The organism is Rhizobium sp. BK060 (assembly GCF_014193145.1).
Lineage (GTDB): Bacteria > Pseudomonadota > Alphaproteobacteria > Rhizobiales > Rhizobiaceae > Rhizobium.
The window spans coordinates 1-14,881 of record NZ_JACHYW010000036.1 but is presented as its reverse complement, the minus strand read 5'-3'; the positions used below and the strand labels follow the sequence as shown (position 1 = coordinate 14,881).

The 14,881-nt window shown below is 59.2% G+C and carries 13 protein-coding genes and 1 pseudogene; 10 read left to right on the top strand and 4 right to left on the bottom strand.

From position 1 onward, the window contains the following. Window positions 1-12 precede the first annotated feature (12 nt). From FHT71_RS27840 to rpmG, 3 genes are all read left to right on the top strand, one after another. Entirely contained in the window at window positions 13-468 is a 456-nt protein-coding gene (locus FHT71_RS27840) for a DUF983 domain-containing protein (RefSeq protein WP_007789728.1), read from the top strand. Between the two features lie 259 nt (window positions 469-727). Next, window positions 728-1,915, top strand: coding sequence for an MFS transporter (locus FHT71_RS27835; protein ID WP_007789726.1), 1,188 nt, complete (start codon window positions 728-730; stop codon window positions 1,913-1,915). A gap of 93 nt (window positions 1,916-2,008) precedes the next feature. Next, a complete protein-coding gene (rpmG, locus tag FHT71_RS27830; protein ID WP_003587245.1) occupies window positions 2,009-2,176 on the top strand; it encodes a 50S ribosomal protein L33 in 168 nt (55 codons plus the stop codon). A 695-nt stretch (window positions 2,177-2,871) separates the two neighbouring features. Here rpmG and FHT71_RS27825 read toward each other — a convergent pair. Both FHT71_RS27825 and FHT71_RS27820 read right to left on the bottom strand, forming a co-directional pair. Further along, window positions 2,872-4,242 carry a PleD family two-component system response regulator gene (locus tag FHT71_RS27825; RefSeq protein ID WP_132594213.1) on the bottom strand — a complete coding sequence of 457 codons (1,371 nt, stop codon included), beginning with the start codon at window positions 4,240-4,242 and terminating at the stop codon, window positions 2,872-2,874. 18 nt (window positions 4,243-4,260) lie between these two features. Then, window positions 4,261-4,632 carry a response regulator gene (locus FHT71_RS27820; protein WP_007531841.1) on the bottom strand — a complete coding sequence of 124 codons (372 nt, stop codon included), beginning with the start codon at window positions 4,630-4,632 and terminating at the stop codon, window positions 4,261-4,263. Between the two features lie 132 nt (window positions 4,633-4,764). Here FHT71_RS27820 and FHT71_RS27815 point away from each other — a divergent pair, with 132 nt between their 5' ends. Together FHT71_RS27815 and FHT71_RS27810 are read left to right on the top strand one after the other, a co-directional pair. Beyond that, the gene (locus tag FHT71_RS27815; RefSeq protein ID WP_183722936.1) at window positions 4,765-5,073 is read left to right on the top strand and encodes a DUF3572 domain-containing protein; all 309 of its coding nucleotides are present in this window, start codon (window positions 4,765-4,767) and stop codon (window positions 5,071-5,073) included. Between the two features lie 2 nt (window positions 5,074-5,075). After that, window positions 5,076-5,747 carry a hypothetical protein gene (locus tag FHT71_RS27810; RefSeq protein ID WP_132594209.1) on the top strand — a complete coding sequence of 224 codons (672 nt, stop codon included), beginning with the start codon at window positions 5,076-5,078 and terminating at the stop codon, window positions 5,745-5,747. On the opposite strand, the gene FHT71_RS27805 is transcribed toward FHT71_RS27810, so the two are convergent. Beyond that, window positions 5,722-6,309: a GNAT family N-acetyltransferase gene (locus FHT71_RS27805; RefSeq protein WP_132594207.1), complete on the bottom strand. Its 588-nt coding sequence runs from the start codon at window positions 6,307-6,309 to the stop codon at window positions 5,722-5,724. The two genes, FHT71_RS27810 and FHT71_RS27805, sit on opposite strands and share 26 nt — an antisense overlap. A 45-nt stretch (window positions 6,310-6,354) precedes the next feature. Between FHT71_RS27805 and FHT71_RS27800 the strand changes: the two genes are divergently transcribed. Both FHT71_RS27800 and FHT71_RS27795 read left to right on the top strand, forming a co-directional pair. Then, on the top strand, window positions 6,355-7,674 hold the full coding sequence (locus FHT71_RS27800; protein ID WP_183722934.1) for a DNA polymerase IV: 1,320 nt from the start codon (window positions 6,355-6,357) through the stop codon (window positions 7,672-7,674). A 94-nt stretch (window positions 7,675-7,768) separates the two neighbouring features. Beyond that, window positions 7,769-9,004: a L,D-transpeptidase family protein gene (locus tag FHT71_RS27795; protein WP_183722932.1), complete on the top strand. Its 1,236-nt coding sequence runs from the start codon at window positions 7,769-7,771 to the stop codon at window positions 9,002-9,004. 2 nt (window positions 9,005-9,006) lie between these two features. On the opposite strand, the gene dnaE is transcribed toward FHT71_RS27795, so the two are convergent. Then, the gene (gene dnaE, locus FHT71_RS27790) at window positions 9,007-12,504 is read right to left on the bottom strand and encodes a DNA polymerase III subunit alpha (RefSeq protein ID WP_183722930.1); all 3,498 of its coding nucleotides are present in this window, start codon (window positions 12,502-12,504) and stop codon (window positions 9,007-9,009) included. Window positions 12,505-12,807: 303 nt separating this feature from the next. Here dnaE and FHT71_RS27785 point away from each other — a divergent pair, with 303 nt between their 5' ends. The 3 genes and pseudogenes from FHT71_RS27785 to FHT71_RS27775 all read left to right on the top strand — a co-directional run. Then, window positions 12,808-13,392, top strand: coding sequence for a hypothetical protein (locus tag FHT71_RS27785; protein WP_132594250.1), 585 nt, complete (start codon window positions 12,808-12,810; stop codon window positions 13,390-13,392). Between the two features lie 69 nt (window positions 13,393-13,461). After that, the gene (locus tag FHT71_RS27780; RefSeq protein ID WP_132594199.1) at window positions 13,462-13,926 is read left to right on the top strand and encodes a DUF5680 domain-containing protein; all 465 of its coding nucleotides are present in this window, start codon (window positions 13,462-13,464) and stop codon (window positions 13,924-13,926) included. Window positions 13,927-14,068: 142 nt separating this feature from the next. Further along, a pseudogene (locus FHT71_RS27775) lies at window positions 14,069-14,881 on the top strand (ISNCY family transposase); the annotation flags it as partial.

Sequence of the window (14,881 nt, the reverse complement as noted above, 5' to 3'; positions counted from 1 at the left end):
AGGAAACGAACGATGACGACCACCTCTACCGACCAGGCAATCCGTTACGGAGGCAGTGAGGAGGTGGAGCGTCCGCTCGGCCGCTCTATCAAGCGCGGCATGCTGAACACCTGCCCCGCATGCGGCAGCGGCAAACTCTTCAAAAGCTTCCTGAAGCCGGTGGACAATTGTGCCGCCTGCGGCGAGGCCATGCACCACCATCGCTCGGACGACCTGCCGCCCTATCTCGCCATCGTGGTCATCGGCCATCTCATTATCGGCGGCTACATGGCAACCGACCTCCTCTGGCCAATGCCCCTCTGGCTGACGTTCGCGATCTGGACGCCTATCACGCTGCTGGCGACACTGCTGATCATCCAGCCGATCAAAGGCGGCGTCATCGGCCTGCAATGGGCATTGAAGATGCACGGCTTCGGTGGACAAACCGACGATCACGACGCCTACGAGATACCGGGCCGCAAACGCTAGGCGCGTACCTGCCCCTTCACCTTCACGACACAATTGACGTGTAGTGGCACGCCCAGCCGTGCCCCGGTTCCGCGGGGCGAAATCTCATGCCTATTCGGTAAGGTTCTTTGACTATATCCATTCAAGATCATCCAGGTTATTGCCGCCAGCGCGTTTCATCTTGTAAAGCACAGCCGTCACTCGGATTTGGTACTCCTGTGCCTTTCTATGGTGCTTCGCGGTGAGCGATTCTGTGCAGCAGGTCTCTAAGGATGCGTATATGTCTCAGCCGCGAAACGGCACAGCAGCAGGCGATGTCGAAGAAATTCATTGGCCTTCGCTGGTGGCAGCCGTCTCGTCCATCTCCGCTGTCGGCATAGCAATCGGCCTCGGGCTTCCGCTTCTCAGCATCATTCTCGAAAAGCGCGGCATTCCGTCGACGCTTATCGGATTGAACACCGCGATGGCCGGGGTTGCCGCGATGGCGGCTGCGCCCATCACCACGAAGCTGGCGCACAAATATGGTGTCGCCCCGACCATGATCTGGGCCGTCGTGATTTCAGCGATCAGCGCGCTCGCCTTCTACTACGCCCAGGATTTCTGGATGTGGTTTCCGCTGCGTTTCGCCTTTCACGGCGCGACAACGACGCTGTTCATCCTGTCGGAATTCTGGATCAACGCCGCCTCGCCGCCTTCCAAGCGCGGTTTCGTGCTCGGCATCTATGCCACTGTCCTGTCGCTGGGGTTTGCCGGCGGACCGCTGCTCTTTTCGATTCTCGGCAGCGATGGCATCCTGCCGTTTGCTGTCGGCGCCGGCGCCGTTCTGCTGGCAGCCATTCCAATCTATATCGCGCGGTATGAGAGTCCGGTCCTCGAAGAGAAACCCGAGCTGCATTTCATGCGCTACGTCTTCCTGGTGCCGACAGCAACAGCTGCCGTCTTCATCTTCGGGGCCGTCGAAGCCGGTGGTCTGGCGCTGTTCCCTATCTATGCAGTGCGCGCCGCCTTTACCGAATCGCAGGCAGCCCTGCTGCTGACCGTAATGGGAATCGGCAACGTGATCTTCCAGATTCCCGTCGGCCTACTTTCGGACCGCATGAAGGACAAGCGTCCGCTGCTGGCCGCCATGGCCTTCATGGGCCTGATCGGCTCCCTGATGCTGCCGGTCCTCGTGCACAGCTGGATTCTGATGGCGACGGTTCTCCTCTTCTGGGGCGGCTGCGTTGCGGGACTCTATACGGTGGGCCTCAGTCACCTGGGCTCGCGCCTGACCGGCTCCGACCTCGCGGCAGCCAACGCGGCCTTTGTGTTTTGCTATGCGGTTGGCACAGTGGCCGGACCGCAGGTCATCGGCGCGGCCATCGACGTTGCGGGCAACAACGGTTTTGCCTGGGCGATCGCTGGATTCTTCGGGCTTTATGCCCTGCTTTCCGCCGTCAGACTGCTTTTCCTCCGAAAGCGGGCTTGACTTTTCGGGCTGGATTCGTAGTTTCGCGCCAGAATTTGCCGTGGAGCCTATCCGGCCTGCCACGGCTTTCATTTTATTAAAGGCAGGACGACCATGGCCAAGGCTACCACAATCAAGATCAAGCTGCTGTCGACGGCCGACACCGGTTTCTTCTACGTCACGACGAAGAACAGCCGTACGATGACCGACAAGATGACGAAGACCAAGTACGACCCGATCGCTAAGAAGCACGTCGAGTTCAAGGAAACCAAGATCAAGTAATCGCTTGATCTGACGTCTTCAAAAAGGCGCGCGCCTACGGGCTGCGCGCTTTTTGTTCGCCGGCTTTATTGTCTGATTTCTGATGCCTGAAAACAGAAACGCCGTCCTCCCGAAATGGGAAAGGACGGCGTTTTCTTGAAAGGGGGTCGACCGGCAAGCAACGCGGCACGAGGAACCGCTAAATGTTGCAAACCAGCCGACCGACCCCACGACCCAGGAGATGCGGCGGACCTGAGCATCATGGGGTATCTCAGACTCCTCACGGGGAGTGCTTATCTCTTATGGTTCGATAATTTGCTCGAAAATGAAAGAAAATCAACAAATTCTTAATGGTTAGATCTCCGAGGTTGATTCTATGGTTAAAAGTACGGCTTTGGGACAGTTTTTAGAGCTTCGAGTCGCCTCCAATAGCAAGAATAGCGCCAAATTGACAAAGAATGGCGAAACTATAGGTCAATAGTATTAGCTTGCGCCTTTACGCCTCGAAACTTGGTTATCACAGCTACTTGCGAAATGTCGCCTAAATCTGATTGATCCTCACATTTATCACTGAGCCCGTACCGCATCTGCTATCGAGAGCCAACAAATGTTCAGGTCAAATGGCCGGCTTTGCATTCAAGTTACTTGGCTGCCACGCGTCGGCAGGCATGAATCAGGTAGCTGTGGATGACCCAAATGCTTCATAGAAGTGTTACTCAAGCCGCGGCGACGACCCGATTGCGACCGCCCGTTTTTGCCTCGTAGAGCGCAAGATCGGCCTGCTTCATCAGCTGCCCCGGCGTAACGACCGACGAGATTCGCGACGAGATGCCGAAGGAGGCAGTCACGCTCAACTCCTGCCCCGATGACTTCAGCAGGAACGGTGTCGTTTCGACCACAGAGCGCAACCGCTCCGCGACGGTTGCGGCCACCTCGGGCGAGGTATCGGGCATGACCACCACGAATTCCTCACCGCCGTAGCGGCAGGCAAGATCGGCGCCGCGGACGGTGGAGCGAATGCGGTTCGCAAACTCCCGAAGCACATCATCCCCGGCATCATGCCCATAGGTGTCGTTGACCTGTTTGAACCGATCGATATCGGTGATCAGCACCGATAGCGGGCGGCCCCGCGCCATTGAGCGATTGAACAGCGTGCTCAGGTGATTATCCAGGTAGCGGCGGTTGCTGAGCCCGGTTAGCGGATCCGTGACGGCAAGCTCGATCGTCTGCTTGACACTCGCGCGTAGGCGATCGTTGTAGTGCTTGCGGCGAATCTGAGTGAGGCTGCGCGCCACCAGTTCGTTGGGATCGACCGGCCGAACGATATAGTCGTTGACGCCGAGTTCCAGCGCCCGGATCACCATGTCGTCATCGCCCTGCTCCGTGATGATCAGGAGCGGCAGATAACGCGTGCGCTCCAGAGAGCGAAGCTGTGAACACAGACGCAGGGGATCGTAGTCGTCGAAATTGGCGTTGATGATGACGAGCTCAAAGGGATTTTCCGACGCCTCGAAAAGAGCCGCCTGCGGATCCGAGATCGCGCAGACGTCGGCGATAGGCTTCAGTGCCTTGATGATGCGTTCCTGCGAATTGGCGCGCCCGTCGACGAGCAGGACCTGGGCAGATTCGTCGCCCCGTCCCTCGCCCGAGCGTAGCAGTTCGTCGATTCCCATCGTATGGGCGGTGTCAGAGCGAATCCGTAATTCGTCGCTGAGCGTCTTCAGCCGCAAGAGGCTCTTCACCCGCGAGATCAATTGAAGGTCATTGACCGGCTTGGTGAGAAAGTCATCGGCGCCGGCCTTCAGGCCACGCACGCGGTCGGCCGGCTGATCCAAAGCCGTCACCATGACGACGGGTATATGCGAAGTCTTTGGGTTGGCTTTCAGGCGCTCGCACACTTCGAAGCCGTCCATTCCAGGCATCATGATATCGAGAAGGACAAGATCGACCTGGTTCCGCTCGCAGATTGCCAGGGCCTGATAGCCGTCGCCGGCGGTCAGTACGTCGAAATACTCGGCGACTAGCCGAGCCTCAAGCAACTTGACGTTGGCCGGAATATCATCAACCACCAGAATGCGCGCAGTCATAGGCTTCTTTCCGATGCGTCAGGCATCGCCCAGATAGGTCTTGATCGTCTCAATGAATTTAGGAACGGAAATGGGTTTGGAGACATAGGCCTCGCAGCCGCCCTGGCGGATGCGTTCCTCGTCTCCCTTCATGGCAAATGCTGTGACGGCGATAACGGGAATGACGTGCAGATCATCGTCTTCCTTCAGCCATTTCGTAACCTCGAGACCGGAAACCTCAGGTAGCTGAATGTCCATCAGAATCAGGTCCGGCCGGTACTTGCGCGCGAGATCGAGCGCCTCCATGCCATTTCGGGTCTGGATCGTCGTGTAGCCGGACGCCTCAATAAGGTCGCGAAAGAGCTTCATGTTGAGCTCGTTGTCTTCTACAATCATCACCTGTTTGGGCATGACACGCGTCCTACGTCCGTTCTGGTACCGCTTCCCCGCAAGAAGAAGACTTATGCGGCGGCTTGGTTCCATAGAACCGATGGCGGCACACTATCGCTATTTGGTTGAAAAATAGGTAATTTACCCAGAGAAATGCAAAGCAACTTCAAGACTTCGAAACAACTCGCGGCCGATCCACAGCTGACCGCAATCTCCGTTCTCACCTGGCTTGCCAACGAACCGGAACTGTTCAGTCGTTTCCTCGCGTTGACCGGCGTCGAACCGGCGCAAGTCCGCCACGCGATCAGCGATCCTGGGTTTATTTCCGGCATGATGGACTTCATCATGCAACACGAGCCGACAGCGATGGCCTTTTGCCAGGCGACCGGCACCGCGCTCGACGCATTGAATGCGGCATGGCTGCACTTTTCGCCGCCGGGACTTGGCTCGGGAGAATATTGAGCATGGATACTGCTACCAACATCAGCCAGGTGCGCCTCGGCGACCGGCCTTTGGTCGTCTGCGACATCGACGAAGTGGTTCTCGAGTTCCTCACTCCCTTTACCGCTTTTCTGCGCTCGCACAGTTACGACCTCCTGCCACGGTCGTTCCGCCTCTACGGCAATATCGTCTCTTTGCTCGATGGCAGCGAGTTGGATAAAGCAGCCATCGATTCGTTTGAGGAAGTATTCTTCGCGAACCAGCACCTCTGGCAGAGGCCGGCGGAAAACGCGGTCGAAACGCTGCAGGCGCTCTCGGCCGACGCCGACATCGTCTTCTTGACCGCAATGCCACCTCGGCACCACGGTATCCGACGAGAATTTCTCAACCAGCTCGACCTCTCTTTCGACCTGATCGCCACGGAGGAGCCCAAGGGGCCCGTTGTCGCAAGGCTTCATGATCGGCGAAGCCTGCCTGTCGCCTTCATCGATGATATGCAGCGCAATCTCCTTTCCGTTGCCGATCATCTGCCTGAGTGCCTGCTCCTGACCATGATGGCCAACGCGGATTTCAAGCCGTTCGCACTACCGCCGGTTGGAAACATCGTGGCGGCCACTGGCTGGGACCATGCCGCAGAGCTGCTAAGGGCACATTTCGCGGCCGATGCCCTCACGAGCGCAAATCCAGCCGCATGAGCGGCCGGCCATCCTTTCGCTTTGCCACGGTTTCAAATCCAGCCGCATCGAAGATCGCAGTCGACCCCGTACAAAGCGTCACCGACTTCGATTGCTTGACGTGGTCGATCGGACAGCCTTCAAGGTAGCGAGCGCCGTGACGCCGCGCATGATCGATTGCACCGGCAAGGAGACGATGGCTGAGCCCCTGCCCCCGCAAATGCGCGAGCAGGAAAAAGCAGCTTACTGCCCAGAATGACGGATCGTGAGCATCGCCTTCCTCCACCGGTCGGGACACCGTTCGCGGCGAATTAAATTGCGGCACGTCGTGCCGGGATCCGACTTGGACCCAAGCGATCGGCTCGTCATCAGCATAGGCCAGGATGCCTGGCGGCGGACCGACGGCTATCCGGCCCTGCATGTGCGATTTTCGCTCTCCCGGCCCCATCTTCGCTCGCACGGCATGAGGCAAACGGAGCGCAACGCACCAGCAGTCATAGAAGGCTCCACGAGGACCGAAGAGCCGTTCGAAGTCACCCCACCGGTTCGCGGTCACCGGCTCGAAACGGAGATCGATATCCAATGCAATCCTCCTCGCCTCTCTTGAGACTCAAAAGTTTAGAGGCTAATGTTGCAATGTTCAATCTTTGTTCTCGTCATGACACCTGTGTACGCCAAGACACCCGGCTTCTGTCGCGACTGCCTTGCCGAGCAGAAGGCCGAAACGCGCCGCTGCGCGGCGTGCGGAAGCCCTCGTCTCGTGCGGCACAAGGAACTGTACGAGCTGACGCTGGCGCACATCGATTGCGACGCCTTCTACGCAGCGATCGAGAAGCGCGACAATCCTGAGCTCGCCGACAAGCCTGTCATCATAGGCGGCGGAAAGCGCGGGGTGGTCTCGACCGCCTGTTACATCGCGCGCATCCATGGCGTTCGTTCGGCGATGCCGATGTTCAAGGCCTTGGAGGCCTGCCCGCAGGCAGTGGTCATTCGGCCCGACATGGAAAAATATGTCAAGGTCGGACGCGAGGTCCGCACCTTGATGCAGGAACTGACGCCGCTGGTTCAGCCGCTTTCGATCGACGAGGCGTTTCTGGAACTCGGCGGCACCGAGCGGTTGCATCACGATCCGCCGGCGCGCACGCTTGCCAGGTTCGTCCAGCGCATCGAGAAGGAGATCGGCATAACCATCTCCGTCGGCCTTTCCTACTGCAAGTTTCTCGCCAAGGTCGCGTCCGACTTGCAAAAGCCCAGAGGTTTCTCGGTCATCGGCCGGGAAGAGGCCGTCTCCTTCCTTGCCCCGCGGCCGGTGACGACGATCTGGGGCGTGGGGAAGGCATTTGCGGCTACGCTCGAGGCTGACGGCATCCGCACCATCGGCCAGTTACAGGGGATGGAGGAAAACGACCTCATGCGTCGATATGGCAGCATGGGGCAGCGGCTGGCGCGCCTTTCGCGTGGCGTCGACGACCGCGAAGTCCATCTGAACGATGCGGCAAAGAGCGTTTCGTCCGAAACGACCTTCTTTGATGACATTTCCCGCTACGATGAACTCGTTCCGATCCTCCGCAGTCTTTCGGAGAAGGTCTCCTGGCGGCTGAAGAAGCACGACATTGCCGGCCAGACGGTGGTTCTGAAAATGAAGACGGCGGACTTCAAGTTGCGCACTCGCAATCGCAAACTCGAAGACCCGACCCAGCTTGCCGACCGGATCTTCCGCACCGGGCTGGAACTTCTCGAGAAGGAAACGGACGGTACGAAGTTTCGCCTGATCGGGATCGGCGTGACCGATCTTTGCGACCCCGCGCGCGCCGATCCACCCGACCTTATCGATGCGCAATCCGGCCGCAGGGCAGCCGCCGAAGCGGCAATGGACAAGCTGCGCGACAAGTTCGGCAAAGGCACCGTCCAGACCGGATATACGTTTGGCGGCAAGCGCGAACACTAATATGTGAGCCTGCCTCAAGGTCCGCTATTTCAAGTTTTCCTTAAGCTTCGCCGATTAGGCTGGTGTTTCAAGTATTGCGTACCGGTTGAGTCATATGTTGTCGCGTCTCGTTTTTGTCCTCGGCCTGCTGTCGGCCACCGCACTCGTGCACCCCGCGCTCGCGGCGGATGCACGCACGCTGCAGATCTTCGTATCGAAGGATGCGCAGTCGCTCACACTCTATGACGGCGCCGAGGTCGTGGCGACCTCGAAAGTCTCGACCGGAAAGCCGGGCCATGCAACGCCGAGCGGCATCTTTTCCGTTATCGAGAAGCGGCGATATCACGAGTCCAACCTCTATTCGGCGGCTCCGATGCCCTTCATGCAGCGGCTGACCTGGTCCGGCATCGCGCTTCACGAGTCGGACTCCGTGCCCCGGTACCCGGCATCGCACGGCTGCGTCCGCATGCCGTCAGCCTTCGCCAAGCAGCTTTATCAGCTGACGGAGATGGGCGTTCCGGTTATCATTACCGATGGCGAACTAACGCCTGAACCGATCGATCATCCGACGCTCTTCCGGCCGGACATGCCAGAGCCCGCAGCGTTGCTTTCCGACGCGGCTTTGCGGCCGGCGATCGGCCAGGCTCCCGTTCAGGTCGCGATGAACGACGTCGCGCTACCGGCTGCCCAAACGCCGGCGGCAAGAGCGCCCGCGAACGACACGCCGATCCGCATTCTCATCACGCGCCGCAGTCTGCGCGAGGAGGTCATCGACCTTCAGACCCACCTCAATGAGCTCGGATTTGCCGCAGGTGGACCCGACGGCTTGCTCGGCTCGGCAACGCTGCAGGCGATCAGCGATTTCAAATTGAAATATCCGGTTGAGCCCACGGCAGACAAGTCACCAACGAGTGACGCACTCACCAAGGCGGTTTATGCCGCGGCCGGGAAGGGAACGCCGCCGAACGGCGTCATCATGATCCGCCAAGGTTTCCAGCCTGTTCTTGAAGCGCCGATCTCGATCGAGAACCCTCGCCTTGCCCTCGGCACGCATTTCTTGATGGCACGCAGTATCGATTTCGAAACCGGCTCGGCAGACTGGATGGGTGCGACGCTTCCAAATACACTCTCGCGCGCAACCATGACGCGGCTTGGAATCAGCAGCCTCGAGAGCTCAATCATATCAGGCACGCCGATCGCCAATGCTCTGAGCCGTATCGATATTCCCGATGAGACGCGGCGAAAAATCGACGCCATGCTGACCCCCGGCTCGACACTGACGATTTCCGACACCGGCCTCGGACTCGAGACCGGCAACGGAACCGACTTCATTACCCTAACAAGGGGCTGACGTCAGACCAACTCGACGTCAACGACGCCAGGTGCCGCACGAAGGGCCGCGGCAATCTCGGGCGTGATGCGATATTTTTGCGGAAGCTCGACTTCCACCTCGCGTTTGCCCTCCTCCTTAATCACGATGAAGGAGACGAGGCCATCACCCTTGGCATTGAGGTGCGCCGCGACCGCGCGAAGCGGCCCGGAATCGCGCACGTAGACGCGCAGAGCCTTCTGCATCTGCAGAGACTTCTCCTCAAGCGACTGTATGGTCTGCAGCCGAAGGCCGACACCTTCCGGCCGCTCCTCCCCGGTCGCGGTGATCACGAAGGACTTTCCGGATTCCAGCACATCGCGGTACTGGTTCAGCATCTCGGAAAACAGCACGGCTTCGAACTGACCGGATGAATCCGAAAACACGATGATGCCCATCTTGTTGCCGGTCCTCGTCTTGCGCTCCTGCTTGGAAATGACGGTGCCCGCAAGGCGTCCGTTGCTTGCTCCCTGCTTCACTGCCGCCGAAAACTCGGCGAAGGTCTGCACGCGCATCTTCTGCAGAATGTTTTGGTAGCTATCGAGCGGATGCGCGGTCAGGTAGAAGCCAAGGACCTGGAACTCCTTAAGCAGCTTCTCGGAGGCCAGCCACGGCGAAAACGGCGGCAGCGAGATTTTCTCGGGGCCTGACGAAAGAGCGCTGCCGAAGATATCCGACTGGCCGCTCAGCTTGTTTTCGTGTGCACGCTGGGCATAGCCCATGATCCGGTCGAGACCACCTGCCAGTTGCGCGCGATCGAGCCCAAAGCAATCGAAAGCACCGGCGAAGATCAGGCTTTCCAGCACGCGGCGGTTTACCTGTCGCGGATCGATGCGCAGGCAGAAATCTTCAAGGCTCGCGAATGGAGTGTCGCCACGAACCTCAACGATATGATCGACAGCCGATTCGCCGACACCCTTCAGCGCCGCCAGCGCATAATAGATCCTGTTGTCGCCGGTTTCGAAGTGGCGAAACGAAGTCTGCACCGAGGGTGGGATCACCTCGATGTCGAGGCGCTTGGCGTCCTGGCGGAAGTCGTTGACCTTTTCGGTGTTCGACATATCAAGCGTCATCGACGCGGCGAGGAACTCGACCGGATAATGCGCCTTCATGTAGGCGGTCTGATAGGAGACGATCGCGTAGGCGGCGGCGTGCGACTTGTTGAAGCCGTAGTTCGCGAACTTCGCCAGAAGCTCGAAGATGTTGTCGGCCTGCGGCTTCGACACTCCGTTCTTCACGGCACCATCGACGAAGCGCTCGCGCTGTTGGTCCATCTCGGCCTTGATCTTCTTACCCATGGCGCGGCGCAGAAGGTCGGCCTCGCCAAGCGAGTAGCCGGACAGGACCTGGGCGATCTGCATCACCTGCTCCTGGTAGACGATAACCCCCTGCGTTTCCTTCAGCAGGTAGTCGATCGTCGGATGGATCGATTCTATTTCTTCCTCGCCGTGCTTGCGGGCGTTGTAGGTCGGGATGTTCTCCATCGGACCGGGGCGATAAAGCGCCACGAGCGCGATGATGTCCTCGATGCAGTCTGGTCTCATGCCGATCAGCGCCTTGCGCATGCCCGCACTTTCAACCTGGAACACGCCGACCGTTTCGCCGCGCGAGAGCATTTCGTAGGTCTTCTTGTCGTCGAGCGGGATCGAAGCGAGATCCACCTTGATGCCGCGTTTGGCGACAAAATCGACGGCGACCTTCAGCACCGTCAGCGTCTTCAGGCCGAGGAAGTCGAACTTGACGAGGCCGGCTTGCTCGACCCACTTCATGTTGAACTGGGTGACCGGCATGTCGGAACGCGGATCGCGATACATCGGCACCAGCTTCGACAGCGGGCGGTCGCCGATGACGATACCGGCGGCGTGCGTCGAGGCGTGGCGGTAAAGGCCCTCGATTTTCTGGGCGATATCGAGCAGGCGCGCGACGACCGGCTCCTTGCCGGCCTCCTCCTGCAGCTTCGGCTCTTCCTCAATCGCCTTCGACAGTGGCGTGGGATTGGCTGGGTTGTTGGGAACCAGCTTGCAGATCTTGTCGACCTGACCGTAGGGCATTTCCAGCACACGGCCGACGTCGCGCAGTGCCGCGCGCGCCTGCAGCGAACCGAAGGTGATGATCTGCGCCACCTGCTCGCGGCCGTATTTGCGCTGCACGTAGCGGATCACCTCTTCGCGGCGATCCTGGCAGAAGTCGATATCAAAGTCGGGCATCGAAACGCGTTCCGGATTGAGAAAGCGTTCGAAGAGCAGCGAGAAACGCAGCGGATCGACGTCGGTAATCGTCAGCGCGTAGGCAACCAGAGAGCCCGCACCCGAGCCACGACCCGGACCGACGGGAATGTCATGCTGCTTTGCCCATTTGATGAAGTCCGAAACGATGAGGAAGTAGCCCGGAAACTTCATGCGTTCGATAACGCTGAGCTCGAATTCCAGGCGCTCGCGGTAGTCCTTCTCCTCGTAGCCGGGCGACATGCCGAGCGTGGCGAGGCGATTGTCCAGCCCTTCCTCTGCCTGCCGGCGCAGTTCGAGCGCCTCTTCGCGTTCCGCTTCCTCGGGATCGGCCGTGGCGCCCGTGAAGCGCGGCAGGATCGGCTTGCGCGTCTTGAGTATGAACGAGCAGCGGCGCGCGATCTCGATGGTATTTTCCAACGCTTCCGGCAGATCCGCAAACAGCTTCGCCATCTCGGCGCGGCTCTTTAGGTAGTGATCGGGCGTCAGGCGGAACCGCGTATCGTCCGAAACGATGGCGTTGTGGGCCACCGCCATCAGGGCGTCGTGGGCATCATAGTCGTCGCGCGTCGGGAAGAATGCTTCGTTGGTGGCGACCAGCGGCAAATCACACTCATAGGCAAGACCGATCACCTTCTGCTCATGGCGTTTGTCATAGGTGCCATGACGTTGCAGTTCGACATACAGTCGGTCGCCGAAATGCCGCTTCAGCAGCAGAAGGCGTGCTTCCGCCTGAGCTGTATGGCCGTCCTTCAGCGCCATATCGATCGGCCCCGTCAAGGCACCGGTCAGAGCAATTAGGCCGTCGGTTCCGATCTCATCGAGCCAAGAGGCACAAATGTGTATCGACTGACCGCCCTCACCGCCGAGATAGGCCCGACTGACGAGATCCACCAGCCGCTCGTAGCCGGCCTCGGTCGCAGCCAACAGTACCAAAGACGGGAGCTTGACGAGCGCCTGCTGGCCGCCACGCCGTTCCGTCTCCAGGCCGTCTTCCATGTCGATCGAGACCTGGCAGCCAATAATCGGCTGCAGTCCTTCATCCACCGCTTTCTGAGAAAACTCGAGGGCGACGAATAGGTTGTTGGTGTCGGTGATCGCGATCCCCGGTTGGCTATCGCCCGACGCCTTGTAGAGGATCTTCTTTAGCGGCAGCGCGCCTTCAAGCAGCGAATAGGCCGAGTGGACCCGAAGGTGAACGAAGCCGGGCGTACCGCCGATGAAACCGCTTACCGCGTCTTTCTCCGCACCCGCCATGACATGCCTTCCGATCACCTGAATCAATCAGAGCTATTCTCAGCATTGAGGGGTCGATGTCCAGAGAAGGGAAGCGTTCAGTCCGCATGGCGGTCATGCGGTCCCCGTAATTCTTACATTGCCATGCAGATCAGCGAGAAGCTGGCAACGAACATTGCGATGGAGGTGAATGCTGCGATATCACGGATCATGTCAGTCATTTGGCTCTCCTGTTCTCTTATGTTTTTATTTTGTTCTCCTAGTGTTCTATTGTCAACAGGATTCTTTTCCGCTCTGCTGGCGGTGTGGCGACGGGAGAAAAGCATGTTTAAGTTTGTATTAATTGCTGGATTGGCTTTATCGGCGGCGTTTACTGCCAATGCCGAGCAGATTGATGCTGCGCGCATCGTCGATGCTGCGACCGGTGATTGGGATGGCGACGGGGGAATGGATCTTGCACTGTTAGTCGCGCCAGCAGGCAGCGCCAGCGACGACCAGATCGGCATATACATCTATCTTCGCGACAGCGACCACGAGCTCTTGCGACTTTCGCTGAGTGCGCCAAACAAGATTTGGGGCAGCACCAGCGCTGAGGGCGTCTTCGGACAGGAACCGTCGTTGAAAGCCGTCGGCAAATCCTCGATCGCCGTACACTCACAAAACAGCGCCATCGGCCGTGATCGCTGGGACCAGACGCTGACGGTTGCCTATCGGAACAAGCAGTTTGTCGTCGGCGGCTTCACCTACAATCACTACGACACGCTCGACCCCAATGCCGGCGGTTCCTGCGACTACAACGCCTTGACCGGCAAGCTGCAGAAGAACGGCAAGGACGTCAAAGCCGAACCCCGCACCATACCGATCGCCCAGTGGAAGGACGACACAGGACAAGCAATCTGCGGGCAATAGCTTTGTTCCTATTTTGTTCTTTACAATTGGCACCATTATTGAGAGGCTGCCGAGCGGGAGGGCGAAGATATGGATATCGCCGAATTGAACCGCTTTATCGTCGAGGCCAAGGCCAATACCTATGTCGGCGGTGGAATTCCTTCGTCTGCCTGCCGGACGGGATCGCATGACATCGGCTATCAGCGCGGCCCGTGGCGCTATCTCGACAGCTACTTCGGCGGAACGGATTTCGCGGGGCAGGAAGTGGTGTGGCTGGACAGCGAACCGATCTGGGCGATGAACTATTTCGGCCGCATCGTTGAGCATTCGCTGATCGACGGAGAGCGAGCGGGGACCGTCATCAAGGCTGCGCTGTCGAAAATGTATGCCGAATACCGACGCTTTCTCGGCGGCATGGAATTCGAGCATGCCTTCGGTTTCTATGCCGATCAAAGCACCGGCGACTGCAGCCATTTCAGCGGCCGCGAAGTAATCGTCGTGAACGAGCGCCGGGCTTACGAACTCGATTATCAAGGTGGGCTCATCCACTCCTAGCTAGCGCCCGTCCGTAAACGGTAAACTGCTGAAATTATTAGATGAATCGTGATATCTGCGCGGGCAAAGCCCGGCGGTTTCAGGTATACTTTAGATCAAGCTACTGATTCTAAAGACAAACCCGTAACCGCCGGAGCCGACAATGCGCCAAGAACGCACGGTCCAAGCCAGTGTATTCGATCTTTTCGCGAACACGAGATCGGTCGTGAACTGAAGGCGATGTCGCAATGGCTGGATGATGATCGCGATCTGCTCGGGCTGGTGACGCGGGACCTGCGCCGGCATGGTCTCAAGGAGACCGGTCGCGAGGGGCTGCCGGCCGAGGGCTGTGCCTCAAGCAGCATCGCCAGTTGAGTTATCAGGAACTGGCCTTCCATCTCGAAGACTCCGCCTCGTTTCGGGCGCCTTTGCCCGGCTGCCGTGGGGGTGGATTCCGAAGAAGTCGGCCTTGCACAAGACGATCAGCGCGATCCGGGCGCAAACCTTTGAAAAGATCAACCAGGTGCTACTGGCGAGCGCCCGGCAGGAGAGGCTGGAAAGTGGCAAGGTCGTGGGTGTGGACAGCACCGTCACGGCCGCACTGATCCACGAGCCGAAGCAGCCTGTTATGGGACGCTGTCCGGGTGATGGTGCGGCTGTTGCAGCAGGCCGATGCACAGGGTCGTGCCATCCCATGGCGCGACCACTGCCGCGCGGCAAAGAAGCAGGCTCGGGCGATCGAATATTCCCGCGGCCGCCCGAAACGGATCAAGCACTACCGCACACTGCTCAAGATCACGCAGACAACCTTGAGTTATCTGCAGCAGGCGAGTGAACAGTTGCCCCTGGCGGCGGGCCCGGCGGTTGACCTCTGGCAGGCGCAAGTCCGCCACTATAAGCCGCTGATCGAACGGATCATCGCCCAGACCGAGCGGCGGGTCCTGGCCGGCGAGGCGGTGCCGGCTGGCGACAAGCT